A 21947-nucleotide genomic window follows, 5' to 3' on the forward strand; every position below is an offset into this window, starting at 1 on the left:
CGACCATTCCAACCCCGCAAGGAGCACGCCAATGGCATCCGAGGCCAAGAAGGGCAACGCCTTCGTCGAAACCGTAAAGACGATTGTCTATGCCCTGTTGATCGCAGGCGTGTTCCGCACGATATTTTTCCAGCCATTCTGGATTCCCTCCGGGTCGATGAAGGACACGCTGCTGATCGGGGATTTCCTGTTCGTCAACAAGATGACCTACGGCTATTCCTACGCGTCCTGCCCCACGATCCGCGTGCCCGCGATCGGGTTGCATATCGACGCCAAGGACATTTGCGGTTTTCTGGATGGCGATAACACCCGCATCCTGGGCGGCGAGCCCAAGCGCGGCGACGTTGTGGTGTTTCGCCATCCCGTCAACGGCACCGACTATATCAAGCGCCTGATAGGCTTGCCCGGCGACAGCATCCAGATGCGCGAAGGGCGGTTGGTGATCAACGGAACCCCGGTCGAACTGCGCGACGACGGCACCTTCACCGAAGTGGCCGAGCCGCAGGGGCCGCAGGGTCTGCGCCCACGCTGCGAGAACGGGCCGGTCGGTCGTGGTGGGCTGTGCGAAAAATCGCGCCAGATCGAAACCCTGCCCGGCGGCACGGAACACGCGGTCCTGAACATCACGCGCCAGGGCTCGGACGATACACCTGTTTATAACGTGCCTGCGGGACATTACTTTTTCATGGGTGACAATCGCGACAACTCTACCGACAGCCGCGTGCCGCCACAGGCAGGCGGCGTGGGGTACGTGCCCTATGAAAACCTGATCGGGCGGGCGGATCGCGTCATGTTCTCGTCCGCGGGGCGTTCGATGCTGGCCTTCTGGACATGGCGGGGCGATCGTTTCTTCAAGGGGATCGAGTGAAGCTGTCGGCCGAATTGACTGCGCTTGAGGCGCGGATCGGGCACCGGTTTTCCCGGTCCGAGCTGTTGCAGCGTGCGGTTACACATTCCTCGATGTCGTCTCCCACCCGCAAGGATAACCAGCGCCTGGAATTCCTGGGCGACCGGGTGCTGGGGCTTGTGATGGCCGAGGCGCTGCTGGCCCATGACAAGGCGGCGACCGAGGGTCAGTTGGCGCCAAGGTTCAATGCATTGGTGCGCAAGGAAACCTGCGCCGACGTGGCCCGCGCCATTTCCCTGGGTGACGCGCTGAAACTGGGCCGGTCGGAAATGATGTCGGGCGGTCGGCGCAAGCAGGCCCTTCTGGGCGACGCGATGGAGGCGGTGATCGCCGCCGTTTACCTTGATGCCGGTTTCGACGCGGCGAAGAACATGATCCTGCGGCTTTGGGGTGACCGTATCGGCCGGGTCGAGGCCGACGCCCGCGACCCCAAGACCGCGTTGCAGGAATGGGCGCAGGCCCGCGGGATGCCGCCGCCCGTCTATTCCGAACAGCGACGCTCGGGCCCCGACCACGCGCCCGAATTCACCATCGCGGTGGAACTACAGGATGGCCAGCGCGCTGCGGCCATAGCCGGCAGCAAGCGTCAGGCCGAACAGGCCGCGGCCAAAGCGCTGCTGGCGCAGGTCGAATCCGGGGCCTGACCCCTTCCACGCCAGCCCGCTTGGCACTTGAAACAGTAACGATACCGCCCGGCTGCCGAACCCGCAGGACTTGCAGCGCCTTGGCGATCACCGGACTCGCCTTGAGCGGCGCAATCGGCTATTCCCGCCGCAAGATCGCAAAGGAAAAAAGCTAAATGACCCAACGCAGCGGCTTTGTCGCCCTGATCGGCGAACCAAACGCCGGCAAATCCACCCTGACCAACCGCATGGTCGGGGCCAAGGTTTCGATTGTCACCCACAAGGTGCAGACGACGCGCGCGCGTATTCGCGGCGTCGCGATCGAAGGCGACGCCCAGATCGTGTTTGTTGATACGCCGGGCCTGTTCAAGCCGCGCCGCCGGTTGGATCGTGCGATGGTGGCCGCCGCCTGGGGTGGCGCGGCCGATGCCGATATCGTCGTGCTGCTGATCGAGGCGCATCGTGGCATCACCGAAGGGGTCGAGGCGATCCTGGAGCAACTGCCCGCTGTTGCGCGCGGCCGCAAGGTGGCGCTGGCCATCAACAAGATCGACCGGGTCGAGGCACCCGCGCTGCTGGCGCTGACCAAGGACATGAATGAACGGTTCGATTTCGCCGAAACATTCATGATCTCCGCGGAAAAGGGCCATGGCGTTGACCACCTGAAAAAATGGCTGGCGAGCGAATTGCCCGAGGGGCATTGGCTTTACCCCGAAGACCAGATTGCAGATCTGCCGATGCGCATGATTGCCGCAGAAATGACGCGCGAAAAGCTGACCCTGCGGCTGCACCAGGAATTGCCCTATCAACTGACCGTCGAGACCGAGAACTGGGAAGAGCGCAAGGATGGCTCGGCCCGGATCGACCAGATGATTTATGTGGCGCGCGATGGGCACAAGGGCATCATCCTTGGCAAGAAGGGTGAAACGATCAAGGCCATATCAAAGGCCGCGCGCGAAGAATTGGAAGAGTTCCTGGGCCGCCGCGTGCACCTGTTTCTACAGGTCAAGGTTCGGGAGAACTGGCTGGACGAGGCCGAGCGCTATTCGGAAATGGGCCTCGATTTCAAGGATGGCAACGCGTGAGCGACCGGCTGACCGCGCGGTTTTGGGTAGATGCCTATCTTGCGCGGCTGCGGCTTGTGGATATTCCGGCTTTTGTCGTCGCGCATGGTGACGACACCGGCGGCACGGTGATGATCAAGCTGAACACGCTCGATGGGCAGGCGTGGCTGTTTCACCGCACCTTTGACCTGGCAAGCGGCGCGCGGGTTTGGGACGTGCTGGCCGAGGGTGACGAGGCCAATGTTGACGCGGTGCTGGCCCGCCAGCGCGCCACCGACCCCGACCTTTGGGTGATCGAGGTCGAGGACCGGCAGGGCCGGCACATGCTGGATGCCGAGGGGCTGGGCTGAGCCCTTGTTATTCGCGGTCTTGCACGAAATGATCTGCGCATGGAATGGCGCGACCAGGGAATATTGCTGCACAGCCGTCGGCACGGGGAAAGCGCCGCGATAATCGAGGTGTTCACACCCTCGCGCGGGCGCCACGCCGGCGTGGTGCGCGGTGGCGCGGGGCGTCGCATGGCGCCGGTGTTGCAACCGGGTGCGCAATTGGATGTGACCTGGCGCGCGCGACTGGAGGATCATATCGGGGCCTTCACCGTGGAACCGGTGCGCAGCCGGATCGAGGCGATGGGCGACCGGCTGTCCTTGGCGGGGCTGAACGCGGTGCTGGCGCTCTTGCATTTTGCCCTGCCCGAGCGCGAGGCGCATGGTGCGCTTTACCTCCACTCGGAAAACCTGCTGGATCTGCTGGGCGATGCCGATTTGTGGCCGCTGGCCTATCTGCGCTGGGAGATGACCCTTCTTGAAGAACTGGGATACGGGCTGGATCTTTCGACCTGTGCTGTGACAGGGGCGCGTGCGGGGCTGGTTTACATCTCGCCCAAAAGCGGGCGGGCCGTGTCGGCCGCCGGCGCGGGGGAATGGGCTGATCGATTGCTGCCGTTGCCGCAATGCCTGTTGGGGCAAGGCGATGCATCAGATGCCGAGATCATTGAGGGCCTTGGGGTGACGGGGCATTTCCTGGCCAATCACATGGCATATGACATGGGCGACAAACCCTTGCCCGAAGCGCGCCACCGTTTCGTTGATGCCATGCAGCGTCGCCTTGCGCGCAACGGCTGATCATCGCAACGCCAACACCAAGTCGACCAGCGTGCCCATCGGGTCGCCGGTGATGTCGTCGGGCATTCCGGTAGCTGCGGCCAGAATCGCGTGCGCGATATCGCGGTTCGATACACCGACCCGCTCAAGCAATGCGGAAATCGCTTGCAAGCGTTCGTCATCCACCCGGGCCACGGCCCGTGCTGCCTGGTCGTTTGACAGGGCCCAGGCGCGTATTGCCGGCTCGGCCCTTGCGTGATCGCCGAAATCGCGTTGGGCGATCTGCTGGGTCATGCTTCGCAGGGCGGCGGTGTGGGTGTCGGCCGCTTCGGCGCGGTCGAAGAGCGGGGCGTTCACCCGTTCGGCCCAGTGCGAGATAAGGGCGTTGTGAAAACTGGGCACATCCGCGAAATGCCAGTAGAATGACCCCTTGGTATTTCCAAGCGCGCGGGCCATCGGCTCGGCCTTGAGCGACTCCGGCCCGGTATCGGCCAGCATCCTGAGGCCGGCAGCGATCCAGTCGGTTTTCTTCAGGCGGGCCATGCGCGCAATCCGCGTTTTCCTTGTCGGCCCCAGCCATACTGCGCCGGGCGTCAGAGGTCCAACTCAATCACGGCGTCAGCCGTTGCCGCGCGCGATTTGCATAAAATCATCGCAGATTGCCGCTGGCTGGCTGACAAAACGAAATCGCGGTGTTCAACGTCACCCGACAGAACCCTGCATTGGCATACGCCGCACAGACCTTCGGCACATTTAACGTCGACATGCACGCCCGCCGCCGCCAGCGCATCGGTGGCGGACTGGTCGGCGGCCACGTTCACTTGGCGCCCGTCGCGCAGTTGCAGTGTGAAGGGGTAGTTCTCGTAATCCGGTTCCTCGGGGGCCGAGAAATATTCGAGATGCCGTGCCTCTTCGGGGAAGCCTGCCTGTTCCGCGGCTTGTATCACCGCATCGATGTAACGGTTCGGCCCGCAGGTATAGACATGCCAGCCGGGGCGGTAGCCCGTCAGGATGGCAGACAGGTCGGCGCGGCTGCCCTCGTCGCTGAAATGCAGGTGGACGCGGTCGGCCCATGGCGCGGCGCTCAAATCGTCCAGATAGGCGGCTGCCGTGCGGCTGGAGCACGAATAATGCAGTGCGAAGTCACGCCCAAGCGCGTGCAAGCTGTGGGCAAAGGCGATCATCGGGGTGATGCCGATGCCGCCGCCCATCAGAAAAGTCTTTTCCGCGTTTTCCACCAACCCGAAATGGTTGATCGGTTTTGACACGAATACCCGTCGTCCCGGCGTGAATATCCGGTGCAACATGGCCGAGCCGCCACGCCCCGCATCTTCGCGCAGAACGCCGATCTCGTATCGGCTCCGGTCGGCGGGGTCGCCCGACATGGAGTATTGCCGCAGGAACTCGGGCGTCACCACCACGTCCAGGTGCGCGCCCGCGCTCCATCGCGGCAATGCGGCGCCATCGGGCGCGGTGAAGGTGTATTTCGTGATATCCGGCGTCATCTGCGAAACGTCGGCAAGCGTTACTTTCACCACGGGCGGATCACCCGGCACGGTGTAGCGGTGTATGTGGCCCGTTTCGCCGCGCGCGCTGCGGGCGCGGTAGTCTTCGGCGGGCAGCATCGCCTTGTAGGCGGCGATTCCGGCCTCGCGGTCCATCGGAAAGGGGTATGGCCAGGGCCACGGCGCCAGCGGCGCGGGATAGACGGCCAGCGTCTGGTCTTCATGGCGCAGCACCAGGTCCTTTTGCAGGTCGCGCCGGTTTACCGGGGCGGCGGGCATGCCATAACTGCCATCTTCCTTCAGCTCGATATCCCACCACCATTTCTTGGAATCGTTCAGCCCGCCATTGCCCACCGCGTCATCCAGCTTCGCCAATACGGGCGCGGCTGCGGGTATGTGCATCGCCGCCCAGCGGAAAGGGGCCTCGGCAAACAGCCCTTCAAGGTTCCAGGGGCAGGTTTTCATGCAGCGCCCGCACATGGCGCCGCCTTGCGTGGTAATGCGATAGGCGGCGCAACGCTGGCTGTCCGATTTCCAGATCTCGTAGCCGTTGAACATCCGCTTGGGCCCGGCGGTGATGGCACCCGAGGGGCATTCGCGCGCGCACTTGTTGCAGGCTTCGCAAAATCGTTGCAGGCCAAAATCTATCGGCCGGTCGTGGGCGACGGGCATGTCGGTGGTGACAGCGCCCGATTTGAGGCGCGGCCCGAGGAAGGGGTTCAGGATCACCTCGCCGATCCGGCTTACCTCGCCCAGGCCCGACAAAAGCAAAAGCGGCGGTTGCAGCACCTCGCCATCCATCACGCTGTGGGCCTTGGCCGAGAACCCGAGGTTGCGAATCTGTTGGGCAATAACGCTGCCCAAGATCGAAAAGCGCAGATAGGCGCGCATGGATTGCGCGACCGAGATCCAGTCGTCGCCCGAGGCGCCTTCCATCGTCTCGTAGCCCTGGTCGACGATCATGGAAATCGCCTGGTCGTGCGGCGGGTCGATCGGGTCGCCAAGGGCGTCATGCGAATACCAGGCCCATTCGGGACAGCGCGACAGGCCCACGGCATCCATTCCCAGGAAATAACTTGCAGCTTTCAGGTTGGCCGCGTTTCGCGCGGGGTCTGTGGTGATGCGCGGGCTTGCCGCTGGGCCATCCTGCAGCAGAACAAAGGCCCCCAACGCGCGCCGCTGCGCCAGCGACGGCGCCTGCCTACGTACGTAAAGACCACCCGCCGCACCCTTTTGCAGCGCGCGGCCCATATCACCGAATTGCGCCCGGGCGAACAGGTCGGTGCGTTTGGGCACGCGGGCGACGTTGGGCTCGTCGATATAGGTGGTGGGGTCGTCCACCCGTTTGAGCGTTTCGAACGGGTGCGGGCCGTCGGCGAAATCGCGGTTGGCGTAAGGGTCGGCGGTGCGGCCGGTTTTAGCGGTGTGGCCAGTTCCCAACTGCCAGCCGGGGCCGCGCATCCAATACCAGGGCTGCCGGTCCATCGGGGCCAGCGGGGCATCGCAGGCAAGAGCTATATCCGTCGTGATCACGCTCAGCCCGTAGCGATGGCCCAGCCAGGGCGCAGCCAGATCGGAATCGACCAGTCCCGCCGCCACCGCCAGCCGGTTCATGCAGACATCGGCCGCAGCACCGGAATGTGCCCGCGCATCCCATCCCAGTAGGCGGATGTAATTTGCCAGCACCGTGGCGGTTTCAGCGCCACGCAGGCACGCGCGCTGGGCTTGCGCATTCATGATCCAGTCGCTGCCCGGCTCGTCCTCACGCGGGTCTCGCGGCCAGGCATAAAGCAATACCAGCGCGTGGGTGTGGTGCGAGATCGGCGCGGGCGGGGTTTCGACGCTGCTGCGCAAATCGGCCATGACCTGGTCGATGCCGGCGGCCAGGGTATTGGTCTGTTCGGTGCGCAGCCGGTCGGTCAGGGGGGCTATGGCGGGATTTTCCACTGCCGAATCCAGCCAGGCGAGCTTGGGAATGCGCGCCACGCCAGCCATGTCCGCATCACAGAAATGAGCGAACGCCTTCAGGTGATTGGCCCTTTCGACAGGGTCGGCAGGAATTTCCGAGCGCGCGGGATTGGCCGCCCCGGTTCGCAGCACGTCAAGCATGGCCTGCGCGTCGCGCATGGCGTTCACGATGCTGGCGGGGTCATCGGGGCGCTCAAATCCCACCGGCGTGGCATGGGGCACGCCCGAAAGGTCGGGCATCGCCCCGCGTTTCAGCCGGTCAACGGGATAGGGCCCCAGGTGCAGGGGCCGGTTACGGGTGGAAAACAGGCGCATCGGCCCTCCGTTCAGGTCGGGCGCTCAGGATGCAGCGCGGGGCCTGCAGGATCAAGCAAACCCCGGCAGATTTCATGCCATAACCTGGGGCAACCGCGTTGCGGGCGGCGTGTTCCGGCTGCGGGTCGACCGCACGATGCCGTCGATGATCGTCATGCCCACGCCGGGCAGGTTGCCCAGTTGCACGGATTCAAGCATGTGCTTTCCGGGTGCGTGCTGGGCCTGGTCCATTAGGACGAAATCGGCGGCACGACCTTCCTCGATGATGCCACAATCCAGTTCGCGCCGACGTGCCGTGTTCCCGTTGGCAAAGCAGAACGCTACCTCGGCCGGGATGTTGCCCAGCGAAGACAGCAGCGCCACCATCCGCAGGATGCCCAGAGGCTGCACGCCCGAGCCGGCCGGCCCGTCTGTGCCCAGGATCAACTGGTCCATCTTGTCCAGCTCGCGCGCGGTGTTCAGCGTCAGAAGGGCTGCGCGTTCGTTGCCGTTATGCACGATTTCCAGCGCCGCCTTGCAGTTTTCGCACAGGCACACGATCTGGTCGTCGGGCAGGGCGGAATGGCCCCCGTTGATGTGGCCCACCACGTCGGTGCCGGTTTCCAGTACCATGTCAGCGTCGATCAGCCCCGAACCGGGAATCGAGGGCCCACCGGTATGGATGGTGCTTTGCATCCCGTATTTGCGTGCCCAGCCGATCATCTTGTTGGCGGTCTTGCCGTCCTTGACGGTGCCCAGCCCGACCTCGCCGATCAGGCGCACGCCGGCCTCGGCCATTTCCTTGAAATCCTCTTCTTCAAGGCCCTGCTGCAGCAGCGGCGCGCCGGCATGGACCTTCATCCCCGAGGGGCGCAGGTTTTCGTACCAGCGCTGCGCGGCGATCGCCATTGCCTTGGTGCCGATCGGGTCGTTGGGGCGGCCGGGCATATGCACTTCGCCCGCGGAAATCATTGTCGTTACACCGCCATGCAGGGTGCTGTCGATCCAGTGCAGTTGTTGCTGTCGGGGGGTATAGTCGCCGACCACCGGGTGCACGTGGCTGTCGATCAGCCCCGGCGCCAGCGTGACGCCATTGGCATCAATCTCAGTGGTCGCGCCGGTGGTGTCCATGTCGGCCTCGCGGCCCCATGCTGAAATGCGCCCGTCTATGGCGATCAGGCAGTCGCCGTCGAAAATCGGCTCTTCCATCTTGCCCGACAGGATCAGGCCGATATTGCGGATAACTAGTTTCTGCGGCGTGTCGGACATGGCCGTGCCCCTTCTGTTGATTTCATTTGAACGCTAACAGAATTGGCAGATCGATCAAGCGGGCGCTTTTGCAGATGCAGCATGTTCGAAAGGGTTTGACAGAATCCCCCGTGCCGCGCTTTCTTGTATGTGTGCAAATGAAATTGGCGGAGGGCACATGGGGTTTCACCGGCCTGACAGGATCGAGGATGCGCTTGCGGCCTTGGCAAGCGGCGCCTCGGTGATCGCGGGGGGCACCGATTGGTACCCGTCGCGCGGCGATGGGCCGGTGCCCATGAACGTGCTGGACGTGACGCGCCTGCAGGGGTTTCGCGGCATCACGCGCGACGGGGCCGGGTGGCGCATTGGCGCAGCCACCACCTGGACCGACATTGCGCGCGCCGACTTGCCGCCCGCTTTTGACGGGTTGAAGCGGGCCGCGCGAGAGGTCGGCGGACTACAGATCCAGAACGCGGGCACACTGGGCGGCAACCTGTGCAACGCCTCGCCCGCAGCTGACGGGATGCCGCCGCTGCTGACGCTGGACCCAAAGGTTGAACTGATCGGCCCGCATGGCGCGCGCGAGGTTCCCTTGGCCGATTTCGTGACCGGCCCGCGCCAGGCCGACCTGCGCGAGGGCGAGTTGCTGGCCGCGCTGCACATCCCCGACCCCGGGCCATCGGCGGGCGGTTTCATCAAGCTGGGTGCGCGGAAATACCTGGTGATCTCGATCGCCATGGTCGCGGCGCTTGTCCATGTCGAAGGCGGGCGCGTGGCCTGGGCGCGTGTGGCCGTTGGGGCCTGTTCGCCGGTTGCGCGGCGCCTGTCGGCGCTTGAGGCCGACCTGCAGGGCGTGGCGGTCAACGCCTTGGCCGGTGCGGTGCGCCCCGATCATCTGAAAGATCTGTCGCCCATCGGCGATGTGCGCGGCAGCGCGGGCTATCGCCTTGACGCTGTGGCAGAATTGGTAGGCCGGGCCATAGCGCAGGCGGCAAGGGGGGCATGATGGACGACCAGACGGCAATCACGCGCACGGGTTTCAAGCTGAACGGGCAGGCGGTGTCGGTCGATGCCGACCCGGGTGAACGGCTGTCACACTCCTTGCGCGAACGGCTGGGCGCGCGCGACGTAAAGGTGGGGTGCAACGCGGGCGATTGCGGGGCTTGTACGGTGCTGGTCGATGGCGCGGCGGTCTGTGCCTGCCTGATGCCGACGGCGCGGGCCGATGGCGCGCAGGTCGATACGCTGACAGGGCTGGTACGCAGCGACGAAGGTGCCCGCCTGGCGCTGGCGTTCCAGGCCCACCAGGCCGCGCAATGCGGTATCTGCACGCCAGGCATGATGGTCAGCGCCGTGGCGCTGCTGCGCGATGTCGGCGCGCCGACAGCCCAACAGGTGCGCGATGCCCTGGGCGGGGTTTTGTGCCGCTGTACCGGCTATGCCAAGATCGTCGATGCGATCGTGGCCGCCGGCGCGGGCAACGTGGCCCAGGCAGAGGTCAGCGGTGCGGTAGGCACGGCCCTGACCCGGCTGGATGGTGCGCCCAAGGTCGACGGGCGCGAGGCGTTCGGCGATGATGTGGCGCCCGATGGTGCGCTTGCGCTGCGGGTGATCCGCTCGCCCCACTTCCACGCACGATTCACCCTTGGGGATATTGACGGGTTTCGGGCGGCGCATCCTTGGGTGGCATTGGTGTTGACAGCGGATGACGTGCCCGGAAGCAACGCCTTTGGCGTGATCCCGGGGTTCGAGGATCAGCCCGTTTTCGCCGAAGGTTATGCCCGGTTCCGCGGCGAGCCGATCGCCGCCATCGTTGGCTCGGCCGACCAGTTGGCCCGCTTCGACGCGTCCGATTTTCCGGTCACCTGGGAAGACCTGCCGCCGATCCTGGATGTTGCTGAGGCGATGGCCGATGGCGCGCCCGAACTGCACAAGGGGCACGCGCAAAACGTGATGACCGGTGGTTTCGTGCGGCACGGGCAGGCCGATGACGCGCTGGCGCGTGCCGATGTGGTGGCCGAGGGCGATTTCACCACTGGCTTTGTCGAGCACGCCTATATCGAGCCCGAAGCCGGGTTTGCCGAGGTCGTGGATGGCCGCGTGCATGTGCATGCCTGCACGCAGGCCCCGGTGATGGACCAGCAAATGCTGGCCAAGGCATTGGCCTTGCCACTTGAAAGCATCCGCATCGTGCCGACAGCCACCGGGGGTGGGTTTGGCTCGAAGCTCGATGTTTCCGTGCAGCCATTCCTTGCGCTGGCCGCGCTGAAACTGGGCCAGCCGGTGCGCATGGCCTATTCGCGCATCGAATCGATGCAATCGACCACCAAACGCCATCCCGCGCAGATCAGCCTTAAAATCGGCGCGTGCAAGGATGGCACGCTGTCGGGGATGCATTTCGAGGGGCTGTTCAACACTGGTGCTTATGCCAGTTGGGGGCCGACCGTGGCCAACCGTGTGCCGATCCATGCCTCGGGGCCCTATCGCGTGGCCGATTACCTGGCACAGGCGCGCGGAATCTACACCAACGGCCCGCCCGCGGGTGCGTTTCGCGGCTTTGGCGTGCCGCAATCGGCCATCGCGCAAGAGGTTTTGTTCGACGAACTCGCCGATCAGCTTGGCATAGACGCACTGGATTTTCGTCTGAAGAACGCGCTGGTAAACGGCGTGCCCACGGTTTGCGGGCAAGTGTTCGATCAGGGTGTTGGCATCAAGCCCTGCTTCGAGGCGCTGCGCCCCGCCTGGGCCGAATGGGGTGCGGCCTGCGCGGCGTTCAACGCTGAAAACGATACGCTGAAACGTGGCGTCGGCATTGCCGGGGGCTGGTACGGCTGCGGCAACACCTCGTTGCCCAACCCCTCGACCATCAAGGCCGGTCTGCGTGCCGACGGCACGGTTGTGCTGCACCAGGGCGCTGCGGATATCGGCCAAGGCTCGAATACGGTTATCACGCAGATCTTCGCACAGGCATTGGGCGTTGATCCGCGCGACGTACTGATCAAGGGGGGCGATACCGATGTCACGCCGGACGCGGGCAAGACCTCGGCCAGCCGGCAGACTTTCGTCACCGGCAACGCCGCGCGGCTGTCGGGCACGGCGCTTCGGCGGCAGGTGCTGGCGCTGGTCAACGCGCCCGAGGACGCGGTTCTTCGGCTCGGGCCGGATGCCCATGTGCAGGATGGCAGCGGCGCGCATGATCTGCGGCTTGACCAGCTCCCCGCCGATTCCGAGGGTTTCGTGATGCGCGTGGCCGAAACCTATGACCCGCCGACCGAGCCCCTGGATGAAAACGGCCAGGGCGTGCCTTATGCGCAGTTCGGCTATGCCGCGCACCTGGCACTGGTTGAGGTCGACACAAGGCTGGGCACCGCGCGCGTGCTGCGGTTCAAGGCCGCCCATGACGTGGGCCGCGCAATAAACCCGCTTCTGATCGAGGGTCAGGTCGAAGGCGGGGTGGCGCAGGGGCTGGGCCTTGCCCTGATGGAGGAATACATCCCAGGCCGCACCGAGAACCTGCACGATTACCTGATCCCCACCTTCGGTGACATGCCGGAGATCGAAACCCTTGTCATCGAAGAAGAGGACGCGCACGGCCCCTTTGGCGCAAAGGGGCTGGGTGAACACGCGCTGATCCCCACGGCACCCGCGATTTTGAATGCCATTGCGCGTGCCACCGGCGCACGGCTGCGGCAGGTGCCCGTCACGCCCGCGCGCTTGCGCGCGGCGTTGAAGGAGGCGGGCCATGCGTGAGGCGATGATGTTGGCCCCGGCGTGACCTGCGGCAAAGCCGCCGCTCCCTGAGAAAAGATGTAGGAACCCGAGATGCCTGACGATACCCCCCGCCGCCCCAAGCCGGAAAAGATCCGTTGCGATGCCTGCCCGGTCATGTGCTACATCGCCGACGGCAAGGCTGGCGCCTGCGACCGTTATGCCAATCACGGGGGGGAACTGGTGCGGCTCGATCCGCTGACGGTGATCCAGTCAGGCGCGCGGGCGGTTGCGTTCCTGCATGATGATGCACAGGCCCAGGATTGGGATGGCGACGTGATCCAGGGTGACCGGACCTTTGTAACTGCCGTGGGGGCTGGCACCACTTATCCCGATTACAAGCCCGCGCCCTTCATCGTCAGCCAGGATGTCGAAGGGGTGGACATGGTCACCGTCGTGACCGAGGGAATATTCAGCTACTGCGGCGTCAAGGTCAAGATCGACACCGATCGCCATATCGGCCACGAGCGCGCCGTGGTGCGCGTGGATGGCGAGGCGATCGGCCATGTGATGACCTCGGAATACGGCTCGAAAATGCTGTCGCTGGGCGGCGTCGAGCATTTGACAGGGGGCAGCAAGAAAGAGGGCCGCGTGACCTGCGATGCGCTGCTGCGCCTGTGCAATCGCGACGCTGTGGAAATGCAGATCGACGGGGGCGCCACGCTGGTGGTGCAGGCCGGAAAGCCACCTGTCATCAATGGGGCGCCCGAGAAATTGATGCGCGTCGGCTGTGGCTCGGCCACGATCGGGATGTTCGCCAAGCAGTGGGAAGGTCACGTAGACGAGGTGATCGTGGTGGATGATCATATCACCGGTGTGCTGACCGAGCACGAGGCTGGCAAACAGCTGGGCATGCGACCCTCGGGGATAAGGATCAACGGCCGCCGCTCGACGCCGGGGCGCTATTTCCAGGTGGCCGAACCGGGCACCGGCTGGGGGGGCACCGATGTTGATGACCCGTTGACGGTCTTGCGCCCCGCCGATCCAAAGAACGCCTGGCCCGGTTTGCGGCTGCTGATGGTTTCGACGACGGGTGAGCAATGGGCCTTTTTCACGCTTGACGAAGAGTTGCAGCCACAACCGGCCGACATCACGCCGCCGCTGCTTAAAACCTGCGAGCGCATCGCGGAAAACTGCGAACCGTCGCTTTGCTCGGTTCTGTTCATGGGCGGTGCAGGGGGCAGCCTGCGTGCCGGTGTCACTGAAAACCCGGTGCGCCTGACCCATTCGGTCAAGGATGCGCTGACATATGTCAGCTGTGGCGGGGCCGAGGCCTATGTCTGGCCCGGTGGTGGTATCACCTTCATGGCCGATGTGATGGATATGCCCACGAATTCGTTCGGTTACGTGCCGACCCCCGCGTTGGTCGCACCCATTGAATTCACCCTGCGGGCCGAGGACTACGCCGCGTTGGGCGGGCACACGGAACATGTGCAGCCGGTTGACTCCGTGCTGAACCCCGAGATCCGCAAGGTGCTGCCGCAGGGCGGGCCTGATCCGCATACGCGCCAGCACCACCGATGGAGCCATTCACGCAAGGGGCGCAAATGACCGGACCTGTCGCCGCCATCCTGCCCGGCCAGCGCTTGCATTTGCAGCACGGGCCCATCGACCTGGTGATCGGGGCGGATGGCGACCGTGACGCCGCTTTTGCTGCTGCAACAGACCGCTTCCAAACCGTGTTGGAGGAACTCGTGCAGGAGTTGCCGCTGCTGCGCCGCCCGGTGGGGGATGCGCCTGCCGGCCTGGTGGCGCAACGCATGCACGCAGCATGCATACCCCAGGCCGAGGGTGTCACCTTTGTCACGCCAATGGCCGCGGTGGCCGGATCGGTTGCTGATGAGGTTCTGGCCGCGATGGTTGCCGCAGCGCCGCTGACCCGCGCCTATGTAAACAACGGCGGCGATATCGCGCTGTACCTTGGTCCGGGCGCGCGGTTCGAGATCGGTCTGGCCGGTCTGGATGGCATCGGCCTGGGCAGGGCCTGTGTCGATGCGGACATGGCGGTGCGTGGCGTGGCGACCAGTGGCGCGGGCGGGCGCAGCCTGAGCCTGGGGATCGCCGACAGCGTGACTGTTCTGGCGGCCAATGCCGCTGCGGCGGATGTGGCGGCCACGCTGATCGCGGGGGCGGTCGACCTGGCCGATCATCCCGAAATTCGACGCGTGCCCGCAAGCGACGTGCAGGATGACAGTGACCTGGGCGACCGCCCGGTCGTGCGTGCGGTCGGTCTGTTGACCCCGGATGAGGTGGCACGTGCCTTGGCAGCCGGTGTTGCGGCGGCAAGGCAGATGCGGCAGCGTGGGCTGATCGTCGGCGCGGCGCTTATGCTGCGCGGGCAGGCGCGCGTGGTGGGCGATATCGCCCCGCGTGCCGTTCATGACAAACAAGAAGAAGGAATCCTGGCCCATGCCTGACGTGGAAATCCGAAAGATCCTGACCACCGTCGAAGAGGTGTTTCACGAGGGCGGACCGCGCGCCAACGTGCCCTATCGCCGGGCGGCCATCGTGGCCGTGATCGCCAACCCCTACGCCGGTGAATATGTCGAGGATATCCAGCCCTTCATGGAAGACCTCAAACCGTTGGGTGTGATGATGGCGCAGCGGCTGGTCGAAGCGCTGGGTGGCGATTCGTCGGTTGTCGAAGGCTACGGCAAGGGCGCCATCGTGGGCCTTGAGGGTGAGGTTGAGCACGGCGCGTTGTGGCACGCGCCGGGTGGCTACGCGATGCGCGAGGTACTGGGAGGCTCCAAGGCCATCGTGCCGTCGACCAAGAAAGTGGGCGGGCCGGGCACCCGGCTGGACGTGCCCGTGACGCATACCGATGCGTCCTATGTGCGCAGCCATTTTGACGCGATCGAGGTGGGGCTGAACGATGCACCGCGCGCGAGAGAGATGGCGGTTGTTCTCGTGATGACAACGGGCGCGCGCGTGCATGACCGTGCGGGCGGGTTGGCTGCCAAGGACATCAAGGGAGAGGATGGTTTGAGATGAGCGCGGATATTCGCAAACTGGCTGTCTGGGTCGAAGAAACACACACCGAGATAGGCAAACGGATCGACCCGCCCACCCGCAAGGCGGTGGCCGTGGCGGTGATCGCCAACCCCTTTGCCGGGCACTACCATGACGATCTTTCGGAACTGATGGAGATCGGCGCCGAACTGGGCGGCTTGCTGGGCGAACGGGCCGTGGCCGCTCTGGGCATCGCGCCGGAACAGGCCGAAAGTTATGGCAAGGCCGCAATGGTCGGCGAGAATGGCGAACTGGAACATGCTGCCGCCATCCTGCACCCGAAACTGGGTGCACCCTTGCGGAAAGCGGTGGAAAAGGGGGCGGCGCTGGTGCCGTCGTCCAAGAAAATGGGTGGGCCCGGTCAGGACCTGGACGTGCCTTTGGGCCACAAGGATGCGGCCTATGTGCGGAGCCATTTCGACGGGGTGGAAGTGCGGTTGAACGATGCGCCGCGTGCTGATGAAATCCTCGTCGCCGTGGCCGTGACCGACAGCGGTCGCCCCTTGCCACGCGTGGGCGGGCTGACCCATGACGAGGCCGAAGGAAAAGACGGGCTGCGTTGATACGGGCCGTGGCGGTGGGCAGGCCTGCCCACCCTACGCGGCCATCGTTACGGCGCTTTTGGAGAACTCAAAGCTTGTCCAGCAACGCCAAAAGCCGGGTCAGTTCGCGCTGGGTCAGCTTGGCGGCGGTGGCGCGTGAAATCTCGGTCGCGGTGGCCACGGCCCGGTCTGCGAACATGTGGCCCTCGTCGGTCAGGGAAATCACCAGCCGGCGCAGGTCCGTCGGGCTTTTGCGGCTTTCCACCAACCCCTTGGCGCGCAGCCTGTCGACCACGCCCTTGGTTGTCGCGGCGTCGAGCCCGACGCGCCGGCCCAGGTCGTTTTGAGAGATCGGCCCGGTTTCACGCAGCCGTGCCAGGATGGCGAACTGGGTGGGCGTGACCTCGGGCATCATGCGGGCGAACAGTTCAAGATGTTTCTGGTTCGCCAGCCGCAGCTTGAAACCGATCTGGTCCTCAAGCCGGTATTCCGTGTCGGTGTTGACGTTCATGTCCATCCGTTCCGCCCAGTTTGGAACCACTCTTTCACGTTATTCGCGCATGGTCCAATATTTGCGGGAATACGGGGGCAGAAATTGTTTGACAACTAACAATATGATGGTGCCCAATCGAGACACGGTGCCGCAGCTGCGAGCGAGTCTGAATGCCAGCAAGGGAGTGGTCGCGCATGAGTTTTGTCCAAAATGTCCGGCCTGTCGCCGGCTGGTCGCGCGATTTCGGCGATACGCTGAAACCGGTCATGACCGGTGGGCGGGCCAAGGAGATGTTTTGCGCCTCGGCGGGCCGGATCGTCGAGCGGATTTATTTTGGCCGCGTCGATGCGGGGCGCAACCTGCCCGAGGATGCCCCCTTGCATTACGTGATCCGCGTGACCGAAGATTACGCAATCGACCACTGGATGCATATGCGCAGCATGGCGCAGGATCATGACAAGGCCCGCGCCCGTATGGATGCGGTGCTCCGGGGCGACTGTGAAGAGGATAAGCAGGTGCTGGGCGCCATTCACGAGGAAGAGCAGAGGCCGCAGACACGAAAGCCCGTTCGCATCGCCATCGACAAGGCGCCGAATGTTTACAGCAAGCGCATCCGCGATCTGGTCGATGCGGAAACGTCAGAATATCCGGGAGAACCGGAAAGGCCGACATTCGTTCAGCACGACTGAGGCTGAACAGGAACCAACAGAGAGGGAAGAAAATGAAAAGAAAGACATTTCTCAAAGGCATGATCGGGGCCGCCGCGCTGGCCGCGATGCCGCTGAGTGCCGCCGCGCAAGACCCCATCAAGATCGGCGAGATCAACCACTACAAACGCATGGCTGCCTTTGCCGAGCCCTACAGGAACGGGATCGAACTGGCGCTTGAACAGGTGAACGAAAACGGTGGCGTGATGGGCCGGCCGCTGGAATTCATCTTTCGCGATGACCAGGGCGAGCCCGGCGAGGCGATCAAGATCGCCGAAGAACTGATGACCCGCGACGGCGCGGTGATGCTGACCGGCTCGATCCTGTCGAATGTCGGTCTGGCGATCTCGTCGCTGGCGGCGCAGCGCGGCTATGTCTACTTGGCGTCCGAGCCGCTGGCCGACAGCCTGGTCTGGGAGTCGGGCAACGACTACACCTTCCGGCTGCGTACCTCGACCTACATGCAGGCCGCCATGCTGGCCGAAGAGGCGGCCAAGACCGATGCCACGACATTCGCGACGATCGCGCCCAACTATGCCTATGGCAAGGATGCGGTGTCGGCCTTCAAGGAAAATCTGCTGCGGCTGAAACCGGAAGCCGAATTCGTGGCCGAGCAGTGGCCCGCCCTGTTCAAGATCGACGCCGGGGCCGAGGTCCAGGCGCTCGAACGGTCCAAGCCTGACGCCATCTACAACGTGACCTTTGGGCCGGACCTGGGCAAATTCGTGCGTGAAGGTACTGACCGTGGTCTGTTCGAAGGCCGTCAGGTTTTCGGCCTGCTGTCGGGCGAACCCGAGTACCTGGACCCGCTGGGTGCCGAGGCACCCGAGGGTTGGATCGTGACCGGCTATCCCTGGTATGATCTGAAAGAGGGCGCGGCGGGCGCGTTCGTTTCCGCCTATCAAGAGCGGTGGGACGACTATCCGCGGCTGGGGTCGATCGTGGGTTACATGACCGTGCAATCCATCGCCGCAGCACTGGAAAAGGCCGGCAGCACCGAAACCGACGCGATCCGCGAGGCGTTCAAGGACCTCACGCTGGACACGCCGATGGGTGAAATCACCTATCGCGGCATCGACCACCAGTCGACCATGGGCGCCTACGTGGGCACACTCGCCTTGCGTGACGACAAGGGCGTGATGGTGGATTGGGTCTACAAGGATGGCGCCGATTACCTGCCGTCCGACGAAGAGGTCAGCAAGCTCCGCCCGGCGGACTGATCCGCGCGATATCGATACCCGCCGCGCGGTCAGCGCCGTGCGGCGGGGCATTTCCCACATAAACCAGGACAGGGATGTAGATGGGCCTTTTCATCGCTCAGCTATTGACGGGGCTTGCCAATGCAGGGGCGCTTTTCATGGTCGCCTCGGGGCTTAGCCTGATCTTTGGCGTCACCCGCATCGTAAATTTCGCGCATGGCAGTTTCTACATGCTGGGCGCCTATGTCGGTTACACTCTGATTCAGGTGCTTCCCGGCGTGGTCGGATTCTGGGGGGCCATCCTACTGGCGGGGCTGGCCGTGGGGCTGATCGGCATGTTGGTCGAAATCCTGGTGCTGCGCCCCGTCTATCGCGCGCCCGAGCTGTTTCAACTGGTTGCCACTTTCGGGGTGATCCTTGTGATTCAGGACCTGGCACTGATGACATGGGGCCCCGAGGATCTGCTGGGCCCGCGTTCACCGGGGCTGGTCGGCGTGGTGCGCATCATGGGTGAACCCGTTCCGAAATACGATATCGCCTTGCTGGTGATCACGCCCTTCGTGGCGCTGGCCTTGTGGTACCTGATGACGCAGACGCGCGTTGGCGTGCTTGTGCGCGCCGCGACCCAGGACCGGGAAATGGTGGGCGCGCTGGGTGTAAACCAGGCATGGCTGTTCACGGGCGTCTTCGCGTTGGGGTGTGGCCTGGCTGGGCTGGGCGGGGCTTTGCAACTGCCCAAGGGCGGTGCGGACCTGATGATGGATTTCAACATCCTGACGGCCGTGTTCGTGGTGGTGGTGATCGGCGGCATGGGGTCTTTGCCCGGCGCCTACCTGGCCGCAGTGATCATCAGCGTTCTGAACGTGTTCGGCGTGACCTACATTCCGCAATCCACCCTTGTGCTGATGTTCATCGTCATGGTGCTGGTGCTGATGATCCGTCCCTACGGCCTGTTTGGCCGCGAAGAGGTGGCCGGTGAGCACGGCCAGGTCGGCGAGCCCGAGCGCCCGATCAAACCCGCCGGTTTGCAGGTGCGCCTGCTGGTGGCCGCGGGCGTGGCGGCACTGGCGGCGCTGCCGCTTTATGGCTCGGGCTTCATGCAGGTTCTTACAACCGACATCCTGATCTTCTGCCTGTTTGCCGCCTCGCTGCATTTCCTGCTGGGTCTGGGCGGGCTGGTCAGCTTTGGGCACGCGGCCTATTTCGGCGGTGGCGCCTACGTGGCCGGGCTGTTGGTGAAACATGCCGGCACGCCGATGGAGTTGGCGTTTATCCTGGCGCCGCTTGGCGCGGGTCTGGGCGCGTTCATCATCGGCTGGGTGTGCCTGCGGTTGACGGGCGTCTACTTCGCCATGCTGACGTTGGCTTTCGCACAACTGCTGTGGAGCCTGGTGTTCCAATGGGGCGAATTCACCGGCGGTGACGATGGCATCCTGGGGCTATGGCCCGCGAAATGGTTGAGCGGCACGACGCCCTATTTCTACTTTACCCTGGTCTTCAGCGTGGGGGGCGTACTGTTCTTGAGACATGTCGCGCATTCGCCCTTTGGCTATGCCTTGCGCGCCGCGCGTGACAGCGAACGCCAGGCCGAGGCGACGGGTATCAACACACGTCGCGTGCGTATGCTGGCCTTTTCCTTCGCGGGCTTCATGGCCGGGCTGGCGGGCGGTTTGTTCGTCTTCTCCAAAGGCAGCATTTTCCCCAACGAGCTTGAGATCACGCGCAGTTTCGACGCGTTGATCGTGGTGTTCCTGGGCGGTGTGAAAACCCTTTCGGGTGGCATCGTCGGCGCCGCCTTCTTCAAGGGGGTCGAGGACGTGCTGACCCGCTTTGAATATTGGAGGCTTGCCATGGGTCTGTTGATTATCGGTGTGGTCATCCTCGCGCCTGACGGGATCGTGGGAACATTGCGCAAATGGGCCGAGCGGCTGGGCGTGCTGAAAAGAGCGGAGGACGAGTCATGAGCGTGGTTCTGGAAACCCGGGGCCTGACCAAGGCCTTTGGCGGGCTGGTGGCGGTGAACGACGTATCGTTACAGTTGCACAAGGGCGAGTTGCTGGCACTGATCGGGCCCAACGGCGCAGGCAAAAGCACGTGTTTCAACATGCTGATGGGGCAGTTGCGCCCCACCAAGGGCAGCGTGCACCTTATGGGAGAGGACATAACCGGGCTTTCGCCGCGCGTAATCTGGCGTCGGGGCGTCGGGCGGACGTTCCAGATCACGGCCACCTATGCCTCGATGACGGTGGTTGAAAATGTTCAGATGGCGCTGCTGTCGCATAATCACCAGGTGCTGAAGGTGCTGCCCTATGCGCACAAGATGCACCGCGACCGCGCGCATGAGCTGCTTGAGATGGTCGGCATGGCCGAACAGGCGGATCGCCATTGCGCGGTCCTGGCCTACGGTGATCTCAAGCGGCTGGAGTTGGCCATCGCGTTGGCGCATGAGCCGACGCTGTTGCTGATGGACGAACCCACGGCCGGCATGGCCCCGCGAGAGCGGATCGCGCTGATGCAACTGACGGCGGATATCGTGCGCGACCAGGGTGTAAGTGTGCTGTTCACCGAACATGACATGGACGTGGTGTTTGCCCATTCGCATCGCATCATGGTGCTGAACCGCGGGCAGTTGATTGCCGATGGCAATGTCGAAGCCATTCGAAACGACCCCCGCGTGCAAGAGGTGTACCTTGGCGGCGGCACCGTGTTCAAATCGGAAGACGAGGCAGAAGATGCTTGAACTGAGCGCGGTCAATTCCTTTTACGGCAAGGCACATGTGCTGAACGACCTGAGTTTCACGGTCGCGCGCGGGCAGGTGGTGGCATTACTTGGCCGCAATGGCGCGGGCAAGACCACGACGATGAAATCCATCATGCAACTGGTGCAGCCGCGCAGCGGCAAGGTGACGTTCCAGGGCCAGGACATCACCGGCATGCCCACGCACAAGGTGGCCAAGCTGGGGCTGGGCTATGTTCCCGAAGAGCGGCGAATCTTTACCGATCTGACAGTGGCCGAAAACCTTGAGGTTGGCCGCCAGCCGCCGCGTGATGGCACCTATGCCTGGACGACCGACATGCTTTTCGACCTGTTCCCGAACCTGGCCGAGCGGCGCGGCAACCGCGGCAAGGCCCTTTCCGGGGGAGAGCAGCAGATGTTGACCATTGCGCGCACGCTGATGGGCAACCCCAGCCTGGTTTTGCTCGATGAACCGAGCGAGGGCATCGCCCCCGTGATCGTTGAACAGATGGTCAACGTGATCAAGACGCTCAAGGCTGACGGGCTGACGGTGCTGTTGTCAGAGCAGAACCTGCATTTCGCCCGCGCGGTGGCCGATATGGCGGTGATCATCGAGGGGGGCACACAGAAATTCAACGGCACGCTGGAAGAGCTGAATGCCCATCCCGAGATCCGCGACGCCTACCTTTCGATTTGATCGGTACGGATGTGTTGCCCTTGCGCACTATCGCGGCGGGGGTATCGGCGCTAGGAAAGTCGCTGGGGGCGGTTGAAGGG

The 21947-nt window shown here is 64.1% G+C and carries 20 protein-coding genes; 16 read left to right on the top strand and 4 right to left on the bottom strand.

Annotated elements, in window-relative coordinates; all coding sequences use genetic code 11:
* The first annotated feature begins 31 nt into the window (after nucleotides 1-31).
* From lepB to recO, 5 genes are all read left to right on the top strand, one after another.
* Entirely contained in the window at nucleotides 32-868 is an 837-nt protein-coding gene (gene lepB / locus M8744_RS10770; protein WP_251415222.1) for a signal peptidase I, read from the top strand.
* Nucleotides 865-1551 carry a ribonuclease III gene (rnc, locus tag M8744_RS10775; protein WP_251415239.1) on the top strand — a complete coding sequence of 229 codons (687 nt, stop codon included), beginning with the start codon at nucleotides 865-867 and terminating at the stop codon, nucleotides 1549-1551. The genes lepB and rnc overlap by 4 nt, the downstream gene beginning before the upstream one ends.
* Nucleotides 1552-1706: 155 nt before the next feature.
* Nucleotides 1707-2615: a GTPase Era gene (era, locus tag M8744_RS10780; protein ID WP_251415255.1), complete on the top strand. Its 909-nt coding sequence runs from the start codon at nucleotides 1707-1709 to the stop codon at nucleotides 2613-2615.
* Complete coding sequence (locus M8744_RS10785; RefSeq protein ID WP_251415258.1) at nucleotides 2612-2944, top strand: DUF1491 family protein; 333 nt, start codon at nucleotides 2612-2614, stop codon at nucleotides 2942-2944. Before era ends, M8744_RS10785 begins: the two co-directional genes overlap by 4 nt.
* A gap of 39 nt (nucleotides 2945-2983) precedes the next feature.
* A complete protein-coding gene (gene recO, locus M8744_RS10790; protein WP_251415273.1) occupies nucleotides 2984-3718 on the top strand; it encodes a DNA repair protein RecO in 735 nt (244 codons plus the stop codon).
* Here the strand turns inward: recO and M8744_RS10795 are convergent, their stop codons facing one another.
* From M8744_RS10795 to M8744_RS10805, 3 genes are all read right to left on the bottom strand, one after another.
* Nucleotides 3719-4240: a TetR/AcrR family transcriptional regulator gene (locus tag M8744_RS10795; RefSeq protein ID WP_251415276.1), complete on the bottom strand. Its 522-nt coding sequence runs from the start codon at nucleotides 4238-4240 to the stop codon at nucleotides 3719-3721.
* Nucleotides 4241-4290: 50 nt separating this feature from the next.
* On the bottom strand, nucleotides 4291-7485 hold the full coding sequence (locus M8744_RS10800) for a 2Fe-2S iron-sulfur cluster-binding protein (protein ID WP_251415279.1): 3195 nt from the start codon (nucleotides 7483-7485) through the stop codon (nucleotides 4291-4293).
* 72 nt (nucleotides 7486-7557) lie between these two features.
* A complete protein-coding gene (locus M8744_RS10805) occupies nucleotides 7558-8733 on the bottom strand; it encodes an amidohydrolase family protein (protein ID WP_251415295.1) in 1176 nt (391 codons plus the stop codon).
* A gap of 157 nt (nucleotides 8734-8890) precedes the next feature.
* On the opposite strand from M8744_RS10805, the gene M8744_RS10810 reads away from it, so the two are divergent.
* The 6 genes from M8744_RS10810 to M8744_RS10835 all read left to right on the top strand — a co-directional run bounded on the left by M8744_RS10810 (nucleotide 8891) and on the right by M8744_RS10835 (nucleotide 16055).
* A complete protein-coding gene (locus tag M8744_RS10810) occupies nucleotides 8891-9718 on the top strand; it encodes an FAD binding domain-containing protein (RefSeq protein ID WP_251415309.1) in 828 nt (275 codons plus the stop codon).
* Nucleotides 9718-12462, top strand: coding sequence for a molybdopterin-dependent oxidoreductase (locus M8744_RS10815; protein WP_251415312.1), 2745 nt, complete (start codon nucleotides 9718-9720; stop codon nucleotides 12460-12462). The genes M8744_RS10810 and M8744_RS10815 overlap by 1 nt, the downstream gene beginning before the upstream one ends.
* Before the next feature lie 72 nt (nucleotides 12463-12534).
* Nucleotides 12535-14031 (top strand): 6-hydroxynicotinate reductase, encoded by a 1497-nt coding sequence (locus M8744_RS10820; protein ID WP_251415316.1) that lies wholly within the window; start codon nucleotides 12535-12537, stop codon nucleotides 14029-14031.
* On the top strand, nucleotides 14028-14897 hold the full coding sequence (locus M8744_RS10825; RefSeq protein WP_251415319.1) for a UPF0280 family protein: 870 nt from the start codon (nucleotides 14028-14030) through the stop codon (nucleotides 14895-14897). Before M8744_RS10820 ends, M8744_RS10825 begins: the two co-directional genes overlap by 4 nt.
* Nucleotides 14890-15474, top strand: coding sequence for an amino acid synthesis family protein (locus M8744_RS10830; protein ID WP_251415322.1), 585 nt, complete (start codon nucleotides 14890-14892; stop codon nucleotides 15472-15474). The genes M8744_RS10825 and M8744_RS10830 overlap by 8 nt, the downstream gene beginning before the upstream one ends.
* On the top strand, nucleotides 15471-16055 hold the full coding sequence (locus M8744_RS10835) for an amino acid synthesis family protein (RefSeq protein ID WP_251415325.1): 585 nt from the start codon (nucleotides 15471-15473) through the stop codon (nucleotides 16053-16055). The genes M8744_RS10830 and M8744_RS10835 overlap by 4 nt, the downstream gene beginning before the upstream one ends.
* 67 nt (nucleotides 16056-16122) lie before the next feature.
* Here M8744_RS10835 and M8744_RS10840 read toward each other — a convergent pair whose 3' ends face one another.
* Complete coding sequence (locus M8744_RS10840; RefSeq protein ID WP_251415344.1) at nucleotides 16123-16545, bottom strand: MarR family winged helix-turn-helix transcriptional regulator; 423 nt, start codon at nucleotides 16543-16545, stop codon at nucleotides 16123-16125.
* Between the two features lie 176 nt (nucleotides 16546-16721).
* Between M8744_RS10840 and M8744_RS10845 the strand changes: the two genes are divergently transcribed.
* The 5 genes from M8744_RS10845 (at nucleotide 16722) to M8744_RS10865 (ending at nucleotide 21867) form a co-directional block, all read left to right on the top strand.
* On the top strand, nucleotides 16722-17216 hold the full coding sequence (locus M8744_RS10845; RefSeq protein WP_251415347.1) for a hypothetical protein: 495 nt from the start codon (nucleotides 16722-16724) through the stop codon (nucleotides 17214-17216).
* A gap of 32 nt (nucleotides 17217-17248) precedes the next feature.
* Complete coding sequence (locus M8744_RS10850) at nucleotides 17249-18454, top strand: ABC transporter substrate-binding protein (protein ID WP_251415350.1); 1206 nt, start codon at nucleotides 17249-17251, stop codon at nucleotides 18452-18454.
* A gap of 80 nt (nucleotides 18455-18534) precedes the next feature.
* Nucleotides 18535-20397 carry an ABC transporter permease gene (locus tag M8744_RS10855; RefSeq protein WP_251415353.1) on the top strand — a complete coding sequence of 621 codons (1863 nt, stop codon included), beginning with the start codon at nucleotides 18535-18537 and terminating at the stop codon, nucleotides 20395-20397.
* On the top strand, nucleotides 20394-21173 hold the full coding sequence (locus M8744_RS10860; protein ID WP_251415356.1) for an ABC transporter ATP-binding protein: 780 nt from the start codon (nucleotides 20394-20396) through the stop codon (nucleotides 21171-21173). The genes M8744_RS10855 and M8744_RS10860 overlap by 4 nt, the downstream gene beginning before the upstream one ends.
* Nucleotides 21166-21867, top strand: coding sequence for an ABC transporter ATP-binding protein (locus tag M8744_RS10865; RefSeq protein ID WP_251415359.1), 702 nt, complete (start codon nucleotides 21166-21168; stop codon nucleotides 21865-21867). Before M8744_RS10860 ends, M8744_RS10865 begins: the two co-directional genes overlap by 8 nt.
* The last annotated feature ends 80 nt before the right edge of the window (nucleotides 21868-21947 follow it).

This window comes from Lutimaribacter degradans (assembly GCF_023703375.1).
GTDB lineage: Bacteria > Pseudomonadota > Alphaproteobacteria > Rhodobacterales > Rhodobacteraceae > Lutimaribacter > Lutimaribacter degradans.